Origin of the sequence: Allobaculum fili (genome assembly GCF_020969955.1) — a bacterium.
GTDB lineage: Bacteria > Bacillota_I > Bacilli_A > Erysipelotrichales > Erysipelotrichaceae > Allobaculum > Allobaculum fili.
The window spans coordinates 1-15,656 of the sequence record NZ_JAHDSX010000028.1 but is presented as its reverse complement, the minus strand read 5'-3'; the positions used below and the strand labels follow the sequence as shown (position 1 = coordinate 15,656).

Genomic DNA, 15,656 nt, shown 5'->3' with positions numbered 1-15,656 from the left:
TCTCCTTCTCTTTTCGTAAGAGCGGATCCAGTGCGTCAATTTTGGAAATCCGCCAAAGATAAACCGATTATAAAAGAGAGAAGAAACCGTTTTCGCAAAGTTTTCAAAAGTTACACACAGATTTTTTATTCGAATCATTGCCGTTTCAAACCATCGTTTTCTCCTTATTCAAAAACCGAAAAAACCCCTTCGTCTGCAATCACGAGGGGGTTTTGTGGTTCATTTGTGCCGTTAAAAATCGGGGAAACGTGCTTCGAAGCATCGAAACGAATTTTGTTTCTTTGATGCGTTTTCTTCGATTAGGAAAGAGAGGCGAGCGCGTCTTTGGAAGGGACGAGGCGCAGAGCGAGCAGTTTTTCGTTTAAGGCTTTGGCCGCGGCATCGATTGCTGTCTGCTCTGCAGCGGTGTCGTAAACGGTCTGCGCACTCGTTACTGCCTGCGTAAACGCCTGATCCTTATTGGAAAAGGTACCTTTCAGCGCCTGTGCTTTGTCGAGCGTGGTTTTCAGAACACGCTTATCCAGTTCTGGTTCCGGTTCCGGCTCGGTATCTTCGACATATTTTTCTGCCGTGATGGCCATGCCCTGTTCGCGGCTGAACGCTTCTTTGGAGAAGATTACATCCCGGATCGAACCGTTGAAGCCGCCAAGAATCGTATTTCCGTTTTTGACGCCGCCGATGGTGATCTGATCCATTTTCGACAGCTTGCTGAGAAGGCCGGCGTTGTTCGCGCCGTCAAATTCGAAGCCGATGTTCTTGCCGTCGATGTAGACGCAGAACGTTTTCGATGTGCCTGGATTGGACACCACGACGACATTGTGCCATTCGTCATCATTCAGCTGCGGGGCTGCTGCTTTTTCGGCACGTGTGTGGGAGAGATCGGCACGAAGGACGGACGTACCGTTCAGATTTTTCAGGCCAATGTTGGAAGACTGGTCGGACTGATAGAGAACCGCCGTATCTGCTGCCGCTTTTCCGGAAATGACCGCCATATCCGCAAGCTGAGATGTCTTGATGCGGAAGAAGATGCTGCCGCTTGGCATATTTTTAATGGCACTGACTTCCTGTGCATTCAGTTCAATGACTTTGGCACCGTCAAAGCTTTCTCCTTTGAGGCCGCGATACACTTCGGCACTGGCTTTGTACGCATCCATGCCCGTCTGTACTTCCTTGACTTCCGTTTCGTGATCGGTCGTATCGGTCCATTTCAGTTTATAGAAATACGTCTTTTCCGGGCTGACGGAATGGTCGACGTATTCACTTTCGCTTGCCGTACCAATTTCCGTATACGTTCCGCTGCGGCTTTCGCTGCGAAGAACGCTGACCTGCTTGCCGGCTGGAATTTCCATGGTCAGGGTGACGCTGGAATAGCCGCCTTTCGCATCGGTAAGTACGGCGGTAAAGGGAGCCAGCGTATCCGTGATCGTTACTGGATCGCTTTGCGCATACTGGATCGTTTTCGTGCTGGAGTTCGAGATGGTCACATCGGCTGCGGCGTTCTTTCCCTTGGGCAGATTGTCAAAGACGATCGTCGTACTGGCGGAAGAAAGTTTGTTATACCTTTTGGTATAGGCAATTCCGTCAACCGTAACGGTGACTTCTGCCGTTCCAATCGTATCCGCAGCAGCCAGACTGGTCAGATCGACTTGAATAACACCCGGCTGCGGACTGGTGACGTTCGGTTTTGTACTGGAGGTTTCCGTCGCAAAATCATAACGCTGTGTACAGATCGTGCTGGATTCATCGTACAGGCCGAGTGCCTGGATGAGATCGACAAACATCATGCGCTGACCGATGCCGTTGGGATGGAGATTGTTATTGTTGAAGTTGGCTGCTCCGCCCGAAGCGGTTGTGCCATACAGCGAACGGTACGTATCCCATGTCATCGCGTGATCAACCACAATCGCGTTGTTGGTCTGTGCCAGTTCTCGAATCGCCTGCGGATAGTTGTCGTTCGCATTCGATACCGACGCACGTCCGGGAACGGTATTGCAGATGCGCAGCACGAGCAGCGCGTTCGGGTTCTTTTCCTTCACCGCGTCAATGTTCGCCTGCATGTTGATTTTGTACTGTTCTTTCGAAATGCCGCTGTCGTTCATGCCCAGCATGAGAATGGCGATATCCGGCGTATAGTTTTTAATGCGTGCCGAAAGGTTCGGTTCCGTCATCGTATCGACAGCTTTCGCTCCGGAAACCGCCGTGTTGATCACGAGATCATCCGGACGATTCAGACCGTTTGGATCGTCGAGATACTTCTGGAAATTCTGGGTAATGGAGTCGTATCCATGGGTATGGAGCGCGCCATGGGTAATCGAGTCGCCGATAAACAGCCAGGTCAGCGGCGTCTTCGATTCGAGCAGGGCCGTCACTTTTTTCTGCAGTTCCGTTTTGTCGGCTTCGTCCATTTTAACGGGGACAAGCGAAGCCGCAGTCTGGCCTTTGGAAATGGAATACGACTGTGTTCGGGAATTCTTGTTCGATTCGACACAGGTCAGCGTCCAGGTGCCCTCGGATACAGGAAGCGTGACTGTCTTTCCCGCTTCGACCGGAACAGTAAGTTTCAGATCTTCGCCCTGTGCTTCGAGAACATAGTTTCTGCCTTCAAATACCGAAGCGCTACCTAATGTCACGTTCAGTCCGTCAGCCCCGGTGAAATCGGCTGTAAACGGAGCCGTTGCAAGAGCTTTATAGACAGGAATATCCGAAAGGACATGCGAGTCAATATAGTCTTCGCCCCAGGCGAAATTGCTGGATCCATAAACGGTCTGTGCGAACTGTTTAGCGAGGCGGTACTGGCCAAGTCCGGTCAGAAGCCCGTTTTTCACGGTCGGCTGATCGGCAGAATTGGCGAGCGGCTGACTGGAATGATCGACGATAAGAACATGACCGGCCAGTTCGCTGGAAAGCGAACTGCGGAAGTCTTTCATCGCATCGGCAAGTACCTTCTGTGCATCGGGATTGGATGCATCCTCGGTAACATACGGTGTCTGTAAAACGAGATACGTATTCACTCCGTCCGAAGCGGTCGCTTTGTCCAGCAGCGTCTTCAGGTCGGCTTTATAGCCGGCAATCCACGCGGCTTTGTCCGAAGCGGTCGCATAGGCATCCAGATCTTCTTTGGATGAGAGATACACAACGGCGCGCGGATGAACGACCTGCAGCTGTCGGTCGAGTTTTTCGATCGTTTTTTTCAGATCATTTCCGGCGGCTGCACCGTTTGTGACGTAACGCATCGTCGCAAAGCCGTTATCGCTTCGTCTGTCCCAGCGAACGAATTCTTCAAACTGATTGGAGTACGGACGAATATCGCCGATCTGATCAAAGTCGCCTTCCGTATCCGCTCCGCCGACAAAGAGCCAGGTGTTTTCGGTGGAATTGGAGAACATGTCCCTGCGCAGATTGGCGGAAGATTCCATCGAAAGCGCCTTGGCCTGTTCCTTCGTCAGTTTCTGGGAAGAAATTGAAACGTACTCGATGTCGCCCTTAAAGCCGGATTCCACACCGCTGGCGCCGGTATAGCCGCCGATTTCCAGACGATCGAGTTCAGAAATTCCCTTCAGGAAGGCTTTCGCATTGGTACCGGTCGTATCCGCAAAAGAGAGGATCTCATTGCCATCGACAGCCAGATACGCATCAAATCCGCTTGCGGTATCGGAAGCGAGAACGGCGGTATGCCACTGTCCATCACTCAGATTGCTTCCGGCTGCTCCGCGCAGGGCATTGATGTTCACCCGTGCCTGTCCCTTGTCGTTGTGCCCCATATAAAGCAGGTTATTGGCGTTGGGAAGACCGCTGTTAATGAGGTTCCTGCTGCTGGAGGCGGTAAAGGCATAGCGTTCCGCTCCAGCTTCGTCCATTTTGAAGCGGAGAATGATCGATCCGTCTTCGAGATCTTTAACGGCATCGAGCTGATCGCTCATCGAAACAGTACGGGATCCATCAAAGCTCTGTTCGTTTTCGGCCAGCGTTTTATGCGCTTCCGCATTTTTGATAAAGGCGGTTTTGCCCGGCGTGGCCGTTACGGCTGCATTCGAGATCGTATTTCCATTCTGGAGTTTATAAAAGTACGCTTTTTCGTTGGTCAGACCGGTATCAATAAACGAATAGGAAGATCCATCGATCGTTCCGACCTGCGCATACGTTCCGCCTTCTTCTTCGGCACGAAGAATACTGTAAATTTTCGTATCGTCTTGCGGACGCTCGATCGAGAGAACCGTTTCCTGATAACGGCCTTTAGCCTGAAGAACTGGAAGCGTAACGGGATCGGGTTCTTCCGGATCGGTCGTGCCGTCATCCTGATACGCCGCCTGTAAAGACAGCACAGGCGCATTGGCATCGAGGATAACAGGCTCTCCAGGCTGATACGATTTTCCGTTGGCCGTCCATCCGGTAAAGGTGCTGCCCGCTTTGGTTGGCGCGGCTTCGGGAATGGTCAGAACGACGGCACTTGCCGCTTTGGTTACAGACGGCATCTCGGCCTCAAGACTTCCCTCTCCTGCATCCAGCGCGATGGAGAAAGTTCTGGTCTCAGGCTTGTAGGTTACAAAAGAACGCAGTTCCTGCTCGCTGATCGCCTCATCCGTAATGGCTACGTAATCGATCGTTCCTTCAAAATAATTTGTTGTCGCAGGTGTACCGCTGACTTTCCAGCCGCCGAGCGTGGCTTCATCCAGATTGTTAATTGCCTTAAAGCCGGTCGCCTCGCGTGTAAACTGGGTCCGCGACTGTGCGGGATCGTCACTGACTAGAGAAATCTTGTTATCGGACGTATAGCCCAGAGCGCAGATATGCGTTTCGCCGCCTTTGAAGCGTGAGACATCTCCCGCATAGGCGACACCGTTCCAGGCAAACTGCGGCTGATACGTATTGTCAGCAATTTTACTGAGCTGAAAGTAAATCCGGTTTGCATTGCCGCCTGCTCCCGCCGTATCCTTGGCCATGAAAAACATCTGGGTATGGGTCACGTTTTCCTTAGGCGCAGCTTTTACGAAAATCGTCGGTTTGTCCATATCCCGGAAGGTGCTGATTTCTTCGGGGGTCAGCTCGACCAACGTGCTGTTATCGAACTCGATTTTGGACGTATCTTTATAAAACGGGGCGTTGGCGATTGAATCCATGCCAGCAGCCGTCTGGCTGTACTGCACTTCGGAGGCAACGCTCTGACTGGCATCCCCCGCCTGAATCCGATAAAAATACAGTTTGTCTGTGACGCTGTCGGTATCGGTAAAGGTGCCCTTTCCTTCCGATACGCTGGCGGTTCCGATTTCGCTCAGTTCATCGACTTTGGTTCCGCGATACACTTTGTACGTCAGTGCGCTGTCGGCGTTTTCGGGCAGCGTAAAGGACAGATCCGTTTTTTTCAGACCGGATTTCACCGTCAGATCGGTAATCTGTACTTCTGTTTTCAGGGTGGTTTCTTCACTGGCAAGGACCGGCATTACAAGCGTGTAGGCAGGGGTTGTCATCGTCATGGACAGCGCAAGAGCCAGGACAGAAACCTTTTTGAATACAGTTTTTCTGTTCATCGTTGTTTTCCTTTCTCTTTTGCAGAATTTATCTGAATTATACCGAAGCAGTCATTGTGAAAATTTCCTCCAATCAATATGTACAATCGATTGTCTGATTTCTTTAAATTTATCTTTCTTGCCTGTTTCCTTTTGACAGCCGTTCTAAAAACGATTTCACAGAAATGAAAAACGGCTTTCTCTGTTCGAAAACAGAGAAAACCATTCAAAGAAATTTGTACAGTTGTGGATTATACAGGCAGAGCACGAAAGACGTTCCCGCAGAAGAAGAAAGTAAGATTTCTATCCGAGATATTCGAAGAAAAAGTCATATACGGCCGGACTCATTTCTTTTAATAAATCCGGATACAGGAAATAGTAGACGCCGGCTTCCGCGAAAAATTCGCTGCGGTTCGTCGCTCCATATTCACCGAAGAGATCTTTTTGCGTCTCATAAATTTCTTTCCAGCGCGGCAAAGAGGATATGCGCAGCGTCGATCCGTGCGTTCGTACATCCGCCAAATGGACCAGTTCGTGAACGATCGTCTCCTTAAAGCTTTCCGGACTGGAAAGACTGCATGTTCTTCCGTTTCGAAAATACGTAAGGTATTCCGACCGGTTCAGATCCGGCACCTTGATGGCGGCGGTGAAGTTGGACGCACGTGAAAAACCGGCTGCATCAATATTCGTCTCCTGCTCGATCGCCTGGTTGAACGAGTTTTCGCTCAGAAAATAAATTCCAGCCGCCTGCTTTTTCAGAGCGGAGGGCAGTTCGTGAATCATCTGCACGATCGCCTTCTTTTCCGCGTCGCCCGGCATAGATGCCTGATCGCTCACTTCAAAATAGACCGCCGGATGTTCATTGCCTTCCTGCACGCAGTTTTCAAAGAGGGATGAGGACTGCTGCAGCGTCTGCTGGACAGCCGAGTCGCGCACGGTAATCAGCTGAATAAACGGAACCGGCGTATGAAGCAGATAGACGAAATAGCCGCAAAACGCCGCCACGCCCGCTGCCGAAATGAGAAAAGACAGAATTTTACGCTTTCGAAACAGGAAAAAGAGAAAAACCGTGCCCCCCACGGTCAGCGAGGGAACGATCAGTGCCGGAGAGGATATGGCCTGTTTCCAGATGATCTCAAAATCGCCGGCAAAAACGATCAGGAAAAGAAAGAGCGATCCAGCAAAAAGTCCGTACAGCAGCGATACGAAGAAGGCAGAAAGAGAACTCTTCCTGCCTTGCGGTTTATTTTTCATTTCTATGGGTCAAATGCGTCCAGAAGAGAAAGCCTTAGTTTTCTTCGGTTTTCTCTTCTGCGTCAGCCGCGTGGGCTTTCGCTTCTCTGGCTTCTTTGGATGCCATGGTTTCGCTGCTGTTCTTATTCAGAGAACTCAGAATCGAGTCGATCTTGCGGCCCTGATCGAGAGAGGTATCCTGAACAAAAATCAAATCCGGCATCTTGCGCGCTTTGATGTTGCGGGCGAGCGTACTGCGGATAAAGCCTTTCGAGGCCTGCAGCACTTTCATTCCGGCATCATTGCGTTCCTGTTTTCCCAGAAAGGAGACGTATACTTTCGCCTGCGACATATCGCGGGTGCATTCCACATCCGTAACGGTCACGAAGCCGAGTTTCGGGTTTTTCAGTTCGAACTGAAGAATCCGACTGATCTCCTTTTTGAGGATCTGATCCATTCTGTCCTGTTTAAGCGTCATTTTTAACTTCCTGATCTTCGAAAGCTTCAATGATATCGCCGACTTTGATGTCGTTGAAGTTTTCAATTGTCATACCGCATTCAAAGCCCTGGCTGACTTCCTTCACGTCCTTATCGAAACGACGCAGGGATCCCAGCTTGCCGGTGTAGACAACAATGCCATCGCGGATCAGGCGGCATGAGGAGTTATGGCGAATCACGCCGTCGGTTACGTACGAACCAGCGATGGTTCCGACTTTGGATGCCTTATAAATCTGACGAACTTCTGCCTGACCGGTAACGACTTCTTCGTAAACCGGGGCGAGCATGCCTTTCATCAGGCCTTCAAGTTCTTCAAGTGCCTTGTAAATAATGTTGTGCAGTCGGATTTCCACGCCTTCTTCTTCCGCTTTCTTACGAACGGCTGCTGTCGGACGGATGTTGAATCCGTAAATGATGGCGTTCGACGCGGAAGCGAGCATGATATCCGATTCGGTGATGGAACCGACGGTCGAACGGATGACGTTGACTTTGACGGTATCCACAGCCAGCTTTTCGATCGAGGCTTTCAGGGCCTCTGCAGAACCCTGAACGTCGGCTTTGATGAGGACGTTGATTTCCTTCATATCGCCTTCGCTGATCATGCGGGCCATATCTTCCAGAGAGCGGGCAGAGGAAGAAGCACGTTCCGATTCAATCTGCTTGGACTGACGGTGACCGGCAATCTCAGCAGCCTTTTTATAGGAATCGTAAACCATGAACACATCGCCTGCACGCGGCACTTCGTTCAGACCGATAATTTCGACTGGAGTCGACGGTCCTGCACTCTTGAGTTCCATACCCTTATCCGAAGTCATCTTACGGATACGGCCATAGGCGGTTCCGGCAACGAGAGAATCGCCGGAGTGGAGCGTACCCTGCTGAACGAGCAGCGTAGCGACCGGTCCGCGGCCTTTATCGAGCTTGGCTTCAATAACGGTACCGCTGGCGGCTGCATCCGGGTTGGCTTTCAGCTCCTGCATATCGGCAACGAGAAGCAGGGATTCGAGCAGGTCGTTTACGCCCTGACCGCTGCGTGCGGAAATCTGGTTGAAAATCGTATCGCCGCCCCATTCTTCCGGCATGACGCCCTCGTTGGCGAGTTCGCTCATGACACGGTCCGGGTTGGCACCTGGTTTATCGATCTTGTTGACGGCAACGACGATTGGTACCCCGGCTGCACGGGCGTGGTCGATCGACTCTTTCGTCTGCGGCATGACACCGTCATCGGCTGCGACGATCAGAACGACGATATCGGTAATCTGGGCACCGCGAGCTCGCATGGCGGTAAACGCTTCGTGACCCGGCGTATCCAGGAACGTAACCTTACGGCCGTTCAGGCTGACCTGGTAGGCACCGATGTGCTGGGTAATTCCGCCAAATTCGCCTTTTACGACGTGGGCGGAACGAATGGTATCGAGCAGGGTAGTTTTTCCGTGATCGACATGACCCATGATGGTGACAACAGGCGGACGCGGTTTAAGATCTTTCTCATCGAATTCACGGTTGGCAATCTGGTCTTCGATATCATCTTCGTCAACAACAACTTCCTTGTTGGCCTTCACCTTGAACTCTTCGGAAATCAGTTCGATTTCGTCATCGCTCAGCGGCGTATTGATCGTGCACATGTTACCGAGCAGAAAAAGGAACTTGATCAGTTCAGATGAGTTTCTTTTCATCAGTTCGGCAAGTTCACCGACCGTGATCGGAAGCGAGTAGGTAATTTCCTTTGGATACTCGATTCTCGGTCTGGAAGGGCGGTTGTTATTGTTATTGCGCGATCCTCCGCGATTGTTGTTGTTACGATTCCGGTTATTGTTTCCCGGCTTGCGTCTTGCTGGCTTATTGGCCATTCAATCACCATCCTTTTCTAAAAACGAAAACAGAAGTTCTGTCCAAAGGCGGACAGTCTGTTTTTCCTATGCTTCTGGGAAGACTTCGCTCTTCTGTCTTTTACGGCGTACTCGGAATGTACTCAAGCTTGAATCACTCCAGTACGAACATCGAAATAGACAGACTTGCGAAGGGAATTTGTAAATTCTTTTTATGACAAAGATTCTCCATCCTGCGTTTCTTCACGTTTGGCGAGGGGATCGGGCGTTAAGTACTTTTCGATCCCTCTGGCAAATCCGGCGTCGAGAATGGCGATGGAATTTCCGGCTTTGCTGCCAAGCTGATCGTAGCGATCGGCTTCGAGGGTGTAGCACGGTATGGAATAAAACGAACATTTGTCATGCAGTTTTTTCGTCCGGTTTGCACCGCAGGCGGAACTGATTACGACCGCTTTTGCTTTTCTGGAAGAGATTGCGGGAATCAGGGCATCGCCTTTAGCAAACTTTCCGGCTCGAATACAGAGTCCTAAAAGAGAAACCGTCGCATCAGCCGGCACGGATCATCAGCTCCAGTTTTTCATAGACCGCATCTGGAATCTCACACTCGAGGGCTCTGGCGAGCGCTTTGTTCTTTTTGGCTTTTTCCAGCGTTTCCATAGATTTCTGGATATAGGCGCCGCGGCCGTTTTTCTTGCCGGTCGCGTCGACGAGCACTTCCCCTTCCGGGGTGTGCACGACCCGGATCAGATCCTTTTTGGGAAATCTCTCCTGCGTCACGACGCATTTTCTCATCGGAATTTTTCTCATGGCGATCGATCTCCTTTCCAGTCAGGGCTTACTTGGCATATTCGGTTCCAGTTTCGGATTGGATTCCCCCTCCTGGGATGGAAATCAAATTCAGAATATGGATATGCCATCAGGCTAAGGCTGTCTCTGCCTGACTTGCGGTCTTTCAGACCGCTTTGACAAGTTTACACAGACACACAGGTTTTGAAAAGAAATAGCCTGTGCTGTCCTTGGAATACAGGTCTGTGCAAGTTTTCAGAAGAAGAAGCGATCCGCTTATTCTTCGTAGTAGGAATCGTAATCTTCGTAGTCGATATCGTCGCTGTAACGATTTTCTTCTTCTTCGATTTCGTTGTCTTCGATTTCAGCGAGCTCTTCATCGGTGTAAATCGGATGAAGTACGTTGAAGGCCGGTTTCTTGCGTTCCTTGCGGCGCTCGTCTTTTTCTTTTTTCGCGTCATCCTTGCCTTTGGAAGGTTTAGCGGGTTTTGCGGGTTCAGCTTTTGGCGCTTCGGCAGCAGATTCAAACTTGGACACGTACGTCGTACGCTTTTCGCTGAGCGATTTGCGTTTTTCCTTGGCGATGCGTGCCGCTTCTTCCATTTCGTCGAGTTCCTTTTCCTTAACGCTGACACTGGACTCTGCGGTTTTCGGCGCTTCGTTTGCCGGTTCGGCTTCGCTTTCGTACTGCGCTTCGCGGCTGGCGAGCGTATCCATGCGGTCGAGGTGACGATCGTCGTAATCGACATCGTAGTCGTAGTCGGCTACATCGGCGATATTGGCGGTCGGTTCGTTGGAGTTCTGCAGTTCTTCGATACGCTTCTGCTGCTTGTAGGCGCGTTCGCGGGCTTTCTTTTCTTCGTACTCGCGATGCATTTCTTCTACGTACCCTCTCCAGTCGATACCAAGTTCATCGAGTTCGCTCTGGGAGCGGATATCGATGCGGTAGCCAGTCAGCTTGTACGCCAGACGGGCGTTCTGTCCTTTTTTGCCGATGGCCAGGGACAGCTGATTGTCTGGTACGGCAGCAACCAGCGTACGGGAATCGTCGTTCGGATTGCGGTCGCGTGTGGAGCGGCGGACTTTTTCGCTGCCGAGTTTATCGGCGGCTTTTTCATGCGGGAAAATCTGAACACCCTGCGCAGGCGAGAGCGCGTTGGCTACGAGCTGCTGCAGATCGTCGGACCATTCGAAAATGTCGATTTTCTCCCCGTTCAGATTCGAAGATACTGCACGGACACGGCTTCCGCCCGGACCGATGCAGGCACCGATCGGATCGATGTTTTCGTTGTTGGAAATGACGGCCATCTTGGCGCGGAGTCCCGGGTCGCGGGCGATCGCCTTGATTTCGATCGTTCCGGAAGAAATTTCGGCGACTTCCTTTTCAAACAGGCGCTTGATCATGTCGTTGCAGGAACGGCTGACCATTACCATGGCGCCCTTGGATTCCTTGTCGACTTTTGTGATGACCACGCGGATCATTTTGCCTTCGATGTACTCTTCACCAGGAATCTGGTCAGATTTGCGCATGACGGCGTCGGTTGCACCGGGCTGAAGCTTGCCTTCCTGATCGGCGCCCAGACGAACCATGACGAAATTATTTTCTACGGAATGAATCAGACCGTCGACCATGTCGCTGACGCGGTCACGGTACTCTTCAAAAATTTCCTGTTTTTCAGCATCCTTGAATTTCTGGAGCATAACGCTCTTTACGGTCGAGATATCGTTGCGAACGAAGTCTTCGATATCGGCTTCTTCTTCAAGAACCTGGCCCACGATCGGATTTGGGGTAATGTCCTTGGCTTCTTCGACATCGAGCTGGGTTTCCGGATCTTCTACCGTTTCCACAACGTCCCAGATCCGGAAGGCCTTCAGGCCGCCCTTGGGATCGAGTTCGGTACGAATTCTCGCGGTTTTCAGACCGTGGGATTTGCGGTAGCCGACTTCGATGGCGTCATTGAGAGCGGAGGTAAGAACTTCCGGCGAGAGATTGCGGAAGGACTTGATGGCTTCGAGCGCTTCCTGCGCTGTTTTTGCATCCGCTTCGAGTTCCCTGGATTTTGAATTGCGTTTGGTTTTTGTTGGTTTCTTTTCTTTCATTGCTTTGTTAGGCATATCTTCCTCTGTATTAAACTTTTACAGCGCTGCGAATGTGCGCGATATTGTCTCGTCTGACCTGGTATTTTTTCGGACGGCCCTTGATAAACGTGCTGATTTTCAGTTCGTTCTCATCCGCCGCATCGAGTTTGCCGAAAATTTCCTTGACGTGATCCTGCTCCTGGATCAGTTCGATCCGTACATACTTGCCGACCTGGTTCTGGATCTGCTTTTCGGTTTTCAGGAGCCGTTCAGCGCCTGGGGAGCATACTTCCAGCATATATTCGCCAGGGATCGCGTCCGCTTCGTCTAACAGCACGGAAAGTGCTTCGGAACACTCGGCGCAGATGTCGAGATCAATGGGCTCGTCTTCACGGTCGATCATGACGCGAAGAATCGGGGGCCTCATTTTGGTGTCCCATTCGAGCTCATACAACATGCAGCCCTTTTCTTTCAGGGCAGGCTCAATCAGGGTTTTCAGATTATCCATTCTCTCTCCTTACAAAATCGAAGGGAGCGGATGTCCGCTCCCTTGGGATTGATAACACGATCAGTTTAGCACTGCAGGCAAGGACCTTCAAGCAAAGGCCCTGAAAAGTCAATGGGCAAAGAAGTGATTTTCCCTTTATTCTTGCCTTTTTAGAGCGCTGTCTTTCGGATGATGGATGCCACTTCATCGGCCGCTCTCTGCGCGTCGTCGTTGACAACGACATACTGGTATTCACCCTGCATGGCCATTTCTTCTCTGGCTCTGGCAAGTCTTGCCTGAATGGCTTCTTCCGATTCCGTGCTCCGGCTGCGCAGACGGTTTTCAAGATCTTCAAGCGTAGGCGGAACGAGGAAAATCGAAACGGCTTCCGGGTAGTTGTTCATGACCTGTTTCGCGCCCTGCACTTCAATTTCGAGCATGACATTGCGTCCAGCTTTCCGGTTTTTCTCGATTTCCGAACGCGGGGTTCCATACGCGTGATCGGCAAAGCCGGCGTGTTCCGCAAATTCATCATTGGCTGCGGCTTTTTCAAATTCTTCCGGCGTTGCGAAATGATAGGTAACGCCTTCGATGTCTTCCGGGCGCGGATCGCGCGTGGTCCACGATACGGAATTGACCATATTCAGCGCATCCATGTCGAGATTTTCCCGGATCGTCCGCTTTCCTACCCCGCTTGGGCCGCTGAGAATGTAAATGCGGGCATCGTGTTTTGTGTCGTTCATTGTAATCCTTCCTTCTGTCTGATTTTAATTTGCGCTTTCCTGCACGTTCTGGCTGAAGGCTGCTCTGTTTGCACAGACCATTCACAGCTGCTCATCCGCTTCTGTATTGTTTAAGGCATGTTTCGTATTCGTTTCTTTTTCGGATTGGCGTGAGCCAGACCAGTAAAAAAGAAAACCGGCCGAATGAAAAATACGGAATTTCGTGCTCTTCCAGAAACTCTGAAGCCAGAACGGGAAAATACCGCGATTTTAAAACGGGAATCTGCGAACTTCCATTCCTATGCCGCACGTCCATTGACGCATAGCTGCTGTAAGAAAAGCCGCAGAACAGGAAAAGAACCGCTGCCCCCGCCAGACGCTGGCGTATGCGGCTGCGCTGCTCTATTTTCCTGTCGTTTTGTTTGCATCAGGATTTTCTCTATACTATACGAGAATTCAGGATTTGAAGAAATTTCTGCATTTCTTTTATAAAAATCAGTCCCAAGCGGACAAGGAGGTAGGCGTATGCCCTTTGACGGTCTTCTGCTTTCACGCGTCGTAAATAAGCTTCAGGAATACGAAGGAGCCAAAATTGGAAAAATTCAGAGTCTTAGCGATGAAGAGATTCTGCTCTTCTTGCATAAGCCGCAAAAAGGCAGCGCCAGGCTGGCGCTTTGCGCGCATTCCAACACGTGCCGTCTTTATCTGGACGAAAAAAACAAGGACGTTCTGCCCAATCCTTCCCCCTTTGTCATGCTTTTGCGCAAACGCATTTCGCAGGGCTATATCACAGCCATTGAACAGATGGGATACGACCGGATAGTCCGTTTTCATATCGTGGCGTCCAATGAGTTTTCCGATCGCGTCGAATACGATCTGTATGCGGAAATGATGGGCAAATATGCCAACCTGATTCTCGTCGATTCCAGAGACCAGACAATTATCGACTGTCTCAAGCGAATTCCGGTCTACGAAAATTCCAAGCGTCTGCTGCATCCGGGGGCGCTTTACACGCTGCCGCAAAAACCGGAACGGCAGATGCCCGAACCGCCGGTTACGATCGATCCGGACCGTTCACTGGTCAGCCAGATTGAAGGCTTTTCGCCCGCGCTTTCCCGTGAATTTCTGTACCGCATGCAAAACGGACAGACGTATGAAGAAATTTACGACGAGATGACGCATTCCGATCTTCTGTATCGGACCGGCAAGGAATTCCATGTGCTTCCCTTTGAACATCTCCAGACGCCCTGGACGTCCCTCCCCCTGATGGAAGGGCTGGAAACGCAGTTTGAAGCCGATGAAAACCGCCGGCGCATTTCCCTGCAGTGCGGCGATGTCTTCAAAGCCGTGGATCGAGAAATCCGCAAGCTGTCCAAAAAGCTCCCGCGTCTGGAAGAGTCGCTGGAAGAATCGTACGGGTATGACGAAATGCGTCAGATCGGCGACGCGCTGTTTGCCCATCTCGATCTGCCAAAGTCTTCGCACGTGACGCTGGAATCGTTCGATACCGGCGATAAGCTGGAAATCGATCTGGATCCGCGCTATTCGATCAAGGACAACGCGAACATTTACTATCACAGGTACCGCAAGCTTAAGCGCGGTCGCGAAATTCTCGCCGAGCAGGTGGAGCAGTGCGCCAATCAGCTCGAATACTTCCAGATGCTTGCCGAGCAGCTCAAATACTGCAGCGCCGATGACGTTCTGGAAATCCGCCAGGAACTGGCGGACCGGCATGTTCTGCATCTCAAAAAAGATGCGATGCGGCGCAAGAAGAAAAAGATGCCCAATATCGTCGTTCTGAAAATGGGCGATTCGACCATTTACGCCGGCAAGAACAATCTCCAGAACCAGTACATTACCTGGACGCTGGCCAGACGCAGCGATCTCTGGTTTCACGTCAAGGATTATCACGGCTCCCATGTCGTGCTGCAGAGCGAACATCCGAGTGAAGAAGAAATTCGCTTCTGCGCCATGCTGGCCGCCTGGTTTTCCAAAGGCCGCTATTCTTCGAGCGTGCCGGTCGACTACACCCGGATTAACCAGCTCAGGAAGGTTCCGGGAAAAGGCCCCGGCTTTACGACGATGAAATCGTTCAAAACCATTTATATCGATCCGGATGCGCATGTCATCGAAACGGCGCTTAAAACCGGAAAGGCGCGTCTCGATCTGTCGGAAAACGAACAGTAATTCGTACGTTCCGCATAGCGCCCGGAAAGCAGTTTCTCAAGCTGCCTCACCTTTTCTGACACAGCTTTCCTGCTCCGTCCAAATTTGCTTTAGATAAAAGATAAACGTCTTCGTTTCGAATTCCTGAGAATTCAGTTCGAAGACAATGCCATTCGGTTAACGGTTTTGTAGATTGCCAAATTATCCATTTGAGATAATTTGTCTTTTTTTTGTGGCAGGAAGTTTAGGAAGTTTCAAAACTTGTACAAATGAGATTATTGACAAAAATCGCGGGCCCTTCAGGCCATAATCCAGCGGAGCTTGAAGGGGGTCATTTTTCCCCCTTTCCAAA

The 15,656-nt window shown here is 50.9% G+C and carries 11 protein-coding genes; 2 read left to right on the top strand and 9 right to left on the bottom strand.

What is annotated here, in order from left to right:
* Positions 1-299: 299 nt before the first annotated feature.
* The 9 genes from Afil_RS07170 to gmk form a co-directional block, all read right to left on the bottom strand.
* Entirely contained in the window at positions 300-5,525 is a 5,226-nt protein-coding gene (locus Afil_RS07170; RefSeq protein ID WP_230267891.1) for a GDSL-type esterase/lipase family protein, read from the bottom strand.
* 282 nt (positions 5,526-5,807) lie between these two features.
* On the bottom strand, positions 5,808-6,758 hold the full coding sequence (locus Afil_RS07165; RefSeq protein ID WP_230267890.1) for a zinc-dependent peptidase: 951 nt from the start codon (positions 6,756-6,758) through the stop codon (positions 5,808-5,810).
* 34 nt (positions 6,759-6,792) lie between these two features.
* On the bottom strand, positions 6,793-7,215 hold the full coding sequence (gene rbfA / locus Afil_RS07160) for a 30S ribosome-binding factor RbfA (RefSeq protein WP_230267889.1): 423 nt from the start codon (positions 7,213-7,215) through the stop codon (positions 6,793-6,795).
* Complete coding sequence (gene infB, locus Afil_RS07155) at positions 7,205-9,085, bottom strand: translation initiation factor IF-2 (RefSeq protein ID WP_230267888.1); 1,881 nt, start codon at positions 9,083-9,085, stop codon at positions 7,205-7,207. Before infB ends, rbfA begins: the two co-directional genes overlap by 11 nt.
* Before the next feature lie 191 nt (positions 9,086-9,276).
* Positions 9,277-9,621, bottom strand: a complete 345-nt coding sequence (locus Afil_RS07150) for a L7Ae/L30e/S12e/Gadd45 family ribosomal protein (protein WP_230267887.1) — start codon at positions 9,619-9,621, stop codon at positions 9,277-9,279.
* Entirely contained in the window at positions 9,611-9,871 is a 261-nt protein-coding gene (gene rnpM / locus Afil_RS07145) for an RNase P modulator RnpM (protein WP_230267886.1), read from the bottom strand. Before rnpM ends, Afil_RS07150 begins: the two co-directional genes overlap by 11 nt.
* A gap of 255 nt (positions 9,872-10,126) precedes the next feature.
* Positions 10,127-11,965 carry a transcription termination factor NusA gene (gene nusA, locus Afil_RS07140; protein ID WP_230267885.1) on the bottom strand — a complete coding sequence of 613 codons (1,839 nt, stop codon included), beginning with the start codon at positions 11,963-11,965 and terminating at the stop codon, positions 10,127-10,129.
* A 13-nt stretch (positions 11,966-11,978) separates the two neighbouring features.
* A complete protein-coding gene (gene rimP, locus Afil_RS07135; RefSeq protein ID WP_230267884.1) occupies positions 11,979-12,437 on the bottom strand; it encodes a ribosome maturation factor RimP in 459 nt (152 codons plus the stop codon).
* Positions 12,438-12,586: 149 nt separating this feature from the next.
* Complete coding sequence (gene gmk, locus Afil_RS07130; RefSeq protein ID WP_230267883.1) at positions 12,587-13,159, bottom strand: guanylate kinase; 573 nt, start codon at positions 13,157-13,159, stop codon at positions 12,587-12,589.
* Positions 13,160-13,342: 183 nt separating this feature from the next.
* On the opposite strand from gmk, the gene Afil_RS07125 reads away from it, so the two are divergent.
* Complete coding sequence (locus Afil_RS07125) at positions 13,343-13,630, top strand: hypothetical protein (protein WP_230267882.1); 288 nt, start codon at positions 13,343-13,345, stop codon at positions 13,628-13,630.
* A 33-nt stretch (positions 13,631-13,663) separates the two neighbouring features.
* Positions 13,664-15,325, top strand: a complete 1,662-nt coding sequence (locus tag Afil_RS07120) for an Rqc2 family fibronectin-binding protein (RefSeq protein WP_230267881.1) — start codon at positions 13,664-13,666, stop codon at positions 15,323-15,325.
* Positions 15,326-15,656: the final 331 nt, after the last annotated feature.

Coding starts and splice junctions, on each gene's coding strand:
- Afil_RS07170 (WP_230267891.1), bottom strand. CDS start 5,525: ATGAACAGAAAAACTGTATTCAAAAAGGTTTCTGTCCTGGCTCTTGCG.
- Afil_RS07165 (WP_230267890.1), bottom strand. CDS start 6,758: ATGAAAAATAAACCGCAAGGCAGGAAGAGTTCTCTTTCTGCCTTCTTC.
- rbfA (WP_230267889.1), bottom strand. CDS start 7,215: ATGACGCTTAAACAGGACAGAATGGATCAGATCCTCAAAAAGGAGATC.
- infB (WP_230267888.1), bottom strand. CDS start 9,085: ATGGCCAATAAGCCAGCAAGACGCAAGCCGGGAAACAATAACCGGAAT.
- rnpM (WP_230267886.1), bottom strand. CDS start 9,871: ATGAGAAAAATTCCGATGAGAAAATGCGTCGTGACGCAGGAGAGATTT.
- nusA (WP_230267885.1), bottom strand. CDS start 11,965: ATGCCTAACAAAGCAATGAAAGAAAAGAAACCAACAAAAACCAAACGC.
- rimP (WP_230267884.1), bottom strand. CDS start 12,437: ATGGATAATCTGAAAACCCTGATTGAGCCTGCCCTGAAAGAAAAGGGC.
- gmk (WP_230267883.1), bottom strand. CDS start 13,159: ATGAACGACACAAAACACGATGCCCGCATTTACATTCTCAGCGGCCCA.
- Afil_RS07125 (WP_230267882.1), top strand. CDS start 13,343: ATGAAAAATACGGAATTTCGTGCTCTTCCAGAAACTCTGAAGCCAGAA.
- Afil_RS07120 (WP_230267881.1), top strand. CDS start 13,664: ATGCCCTTTGACGGTCTTCTGCTTTCACGCGTCGTAAATAAGCTTCAG.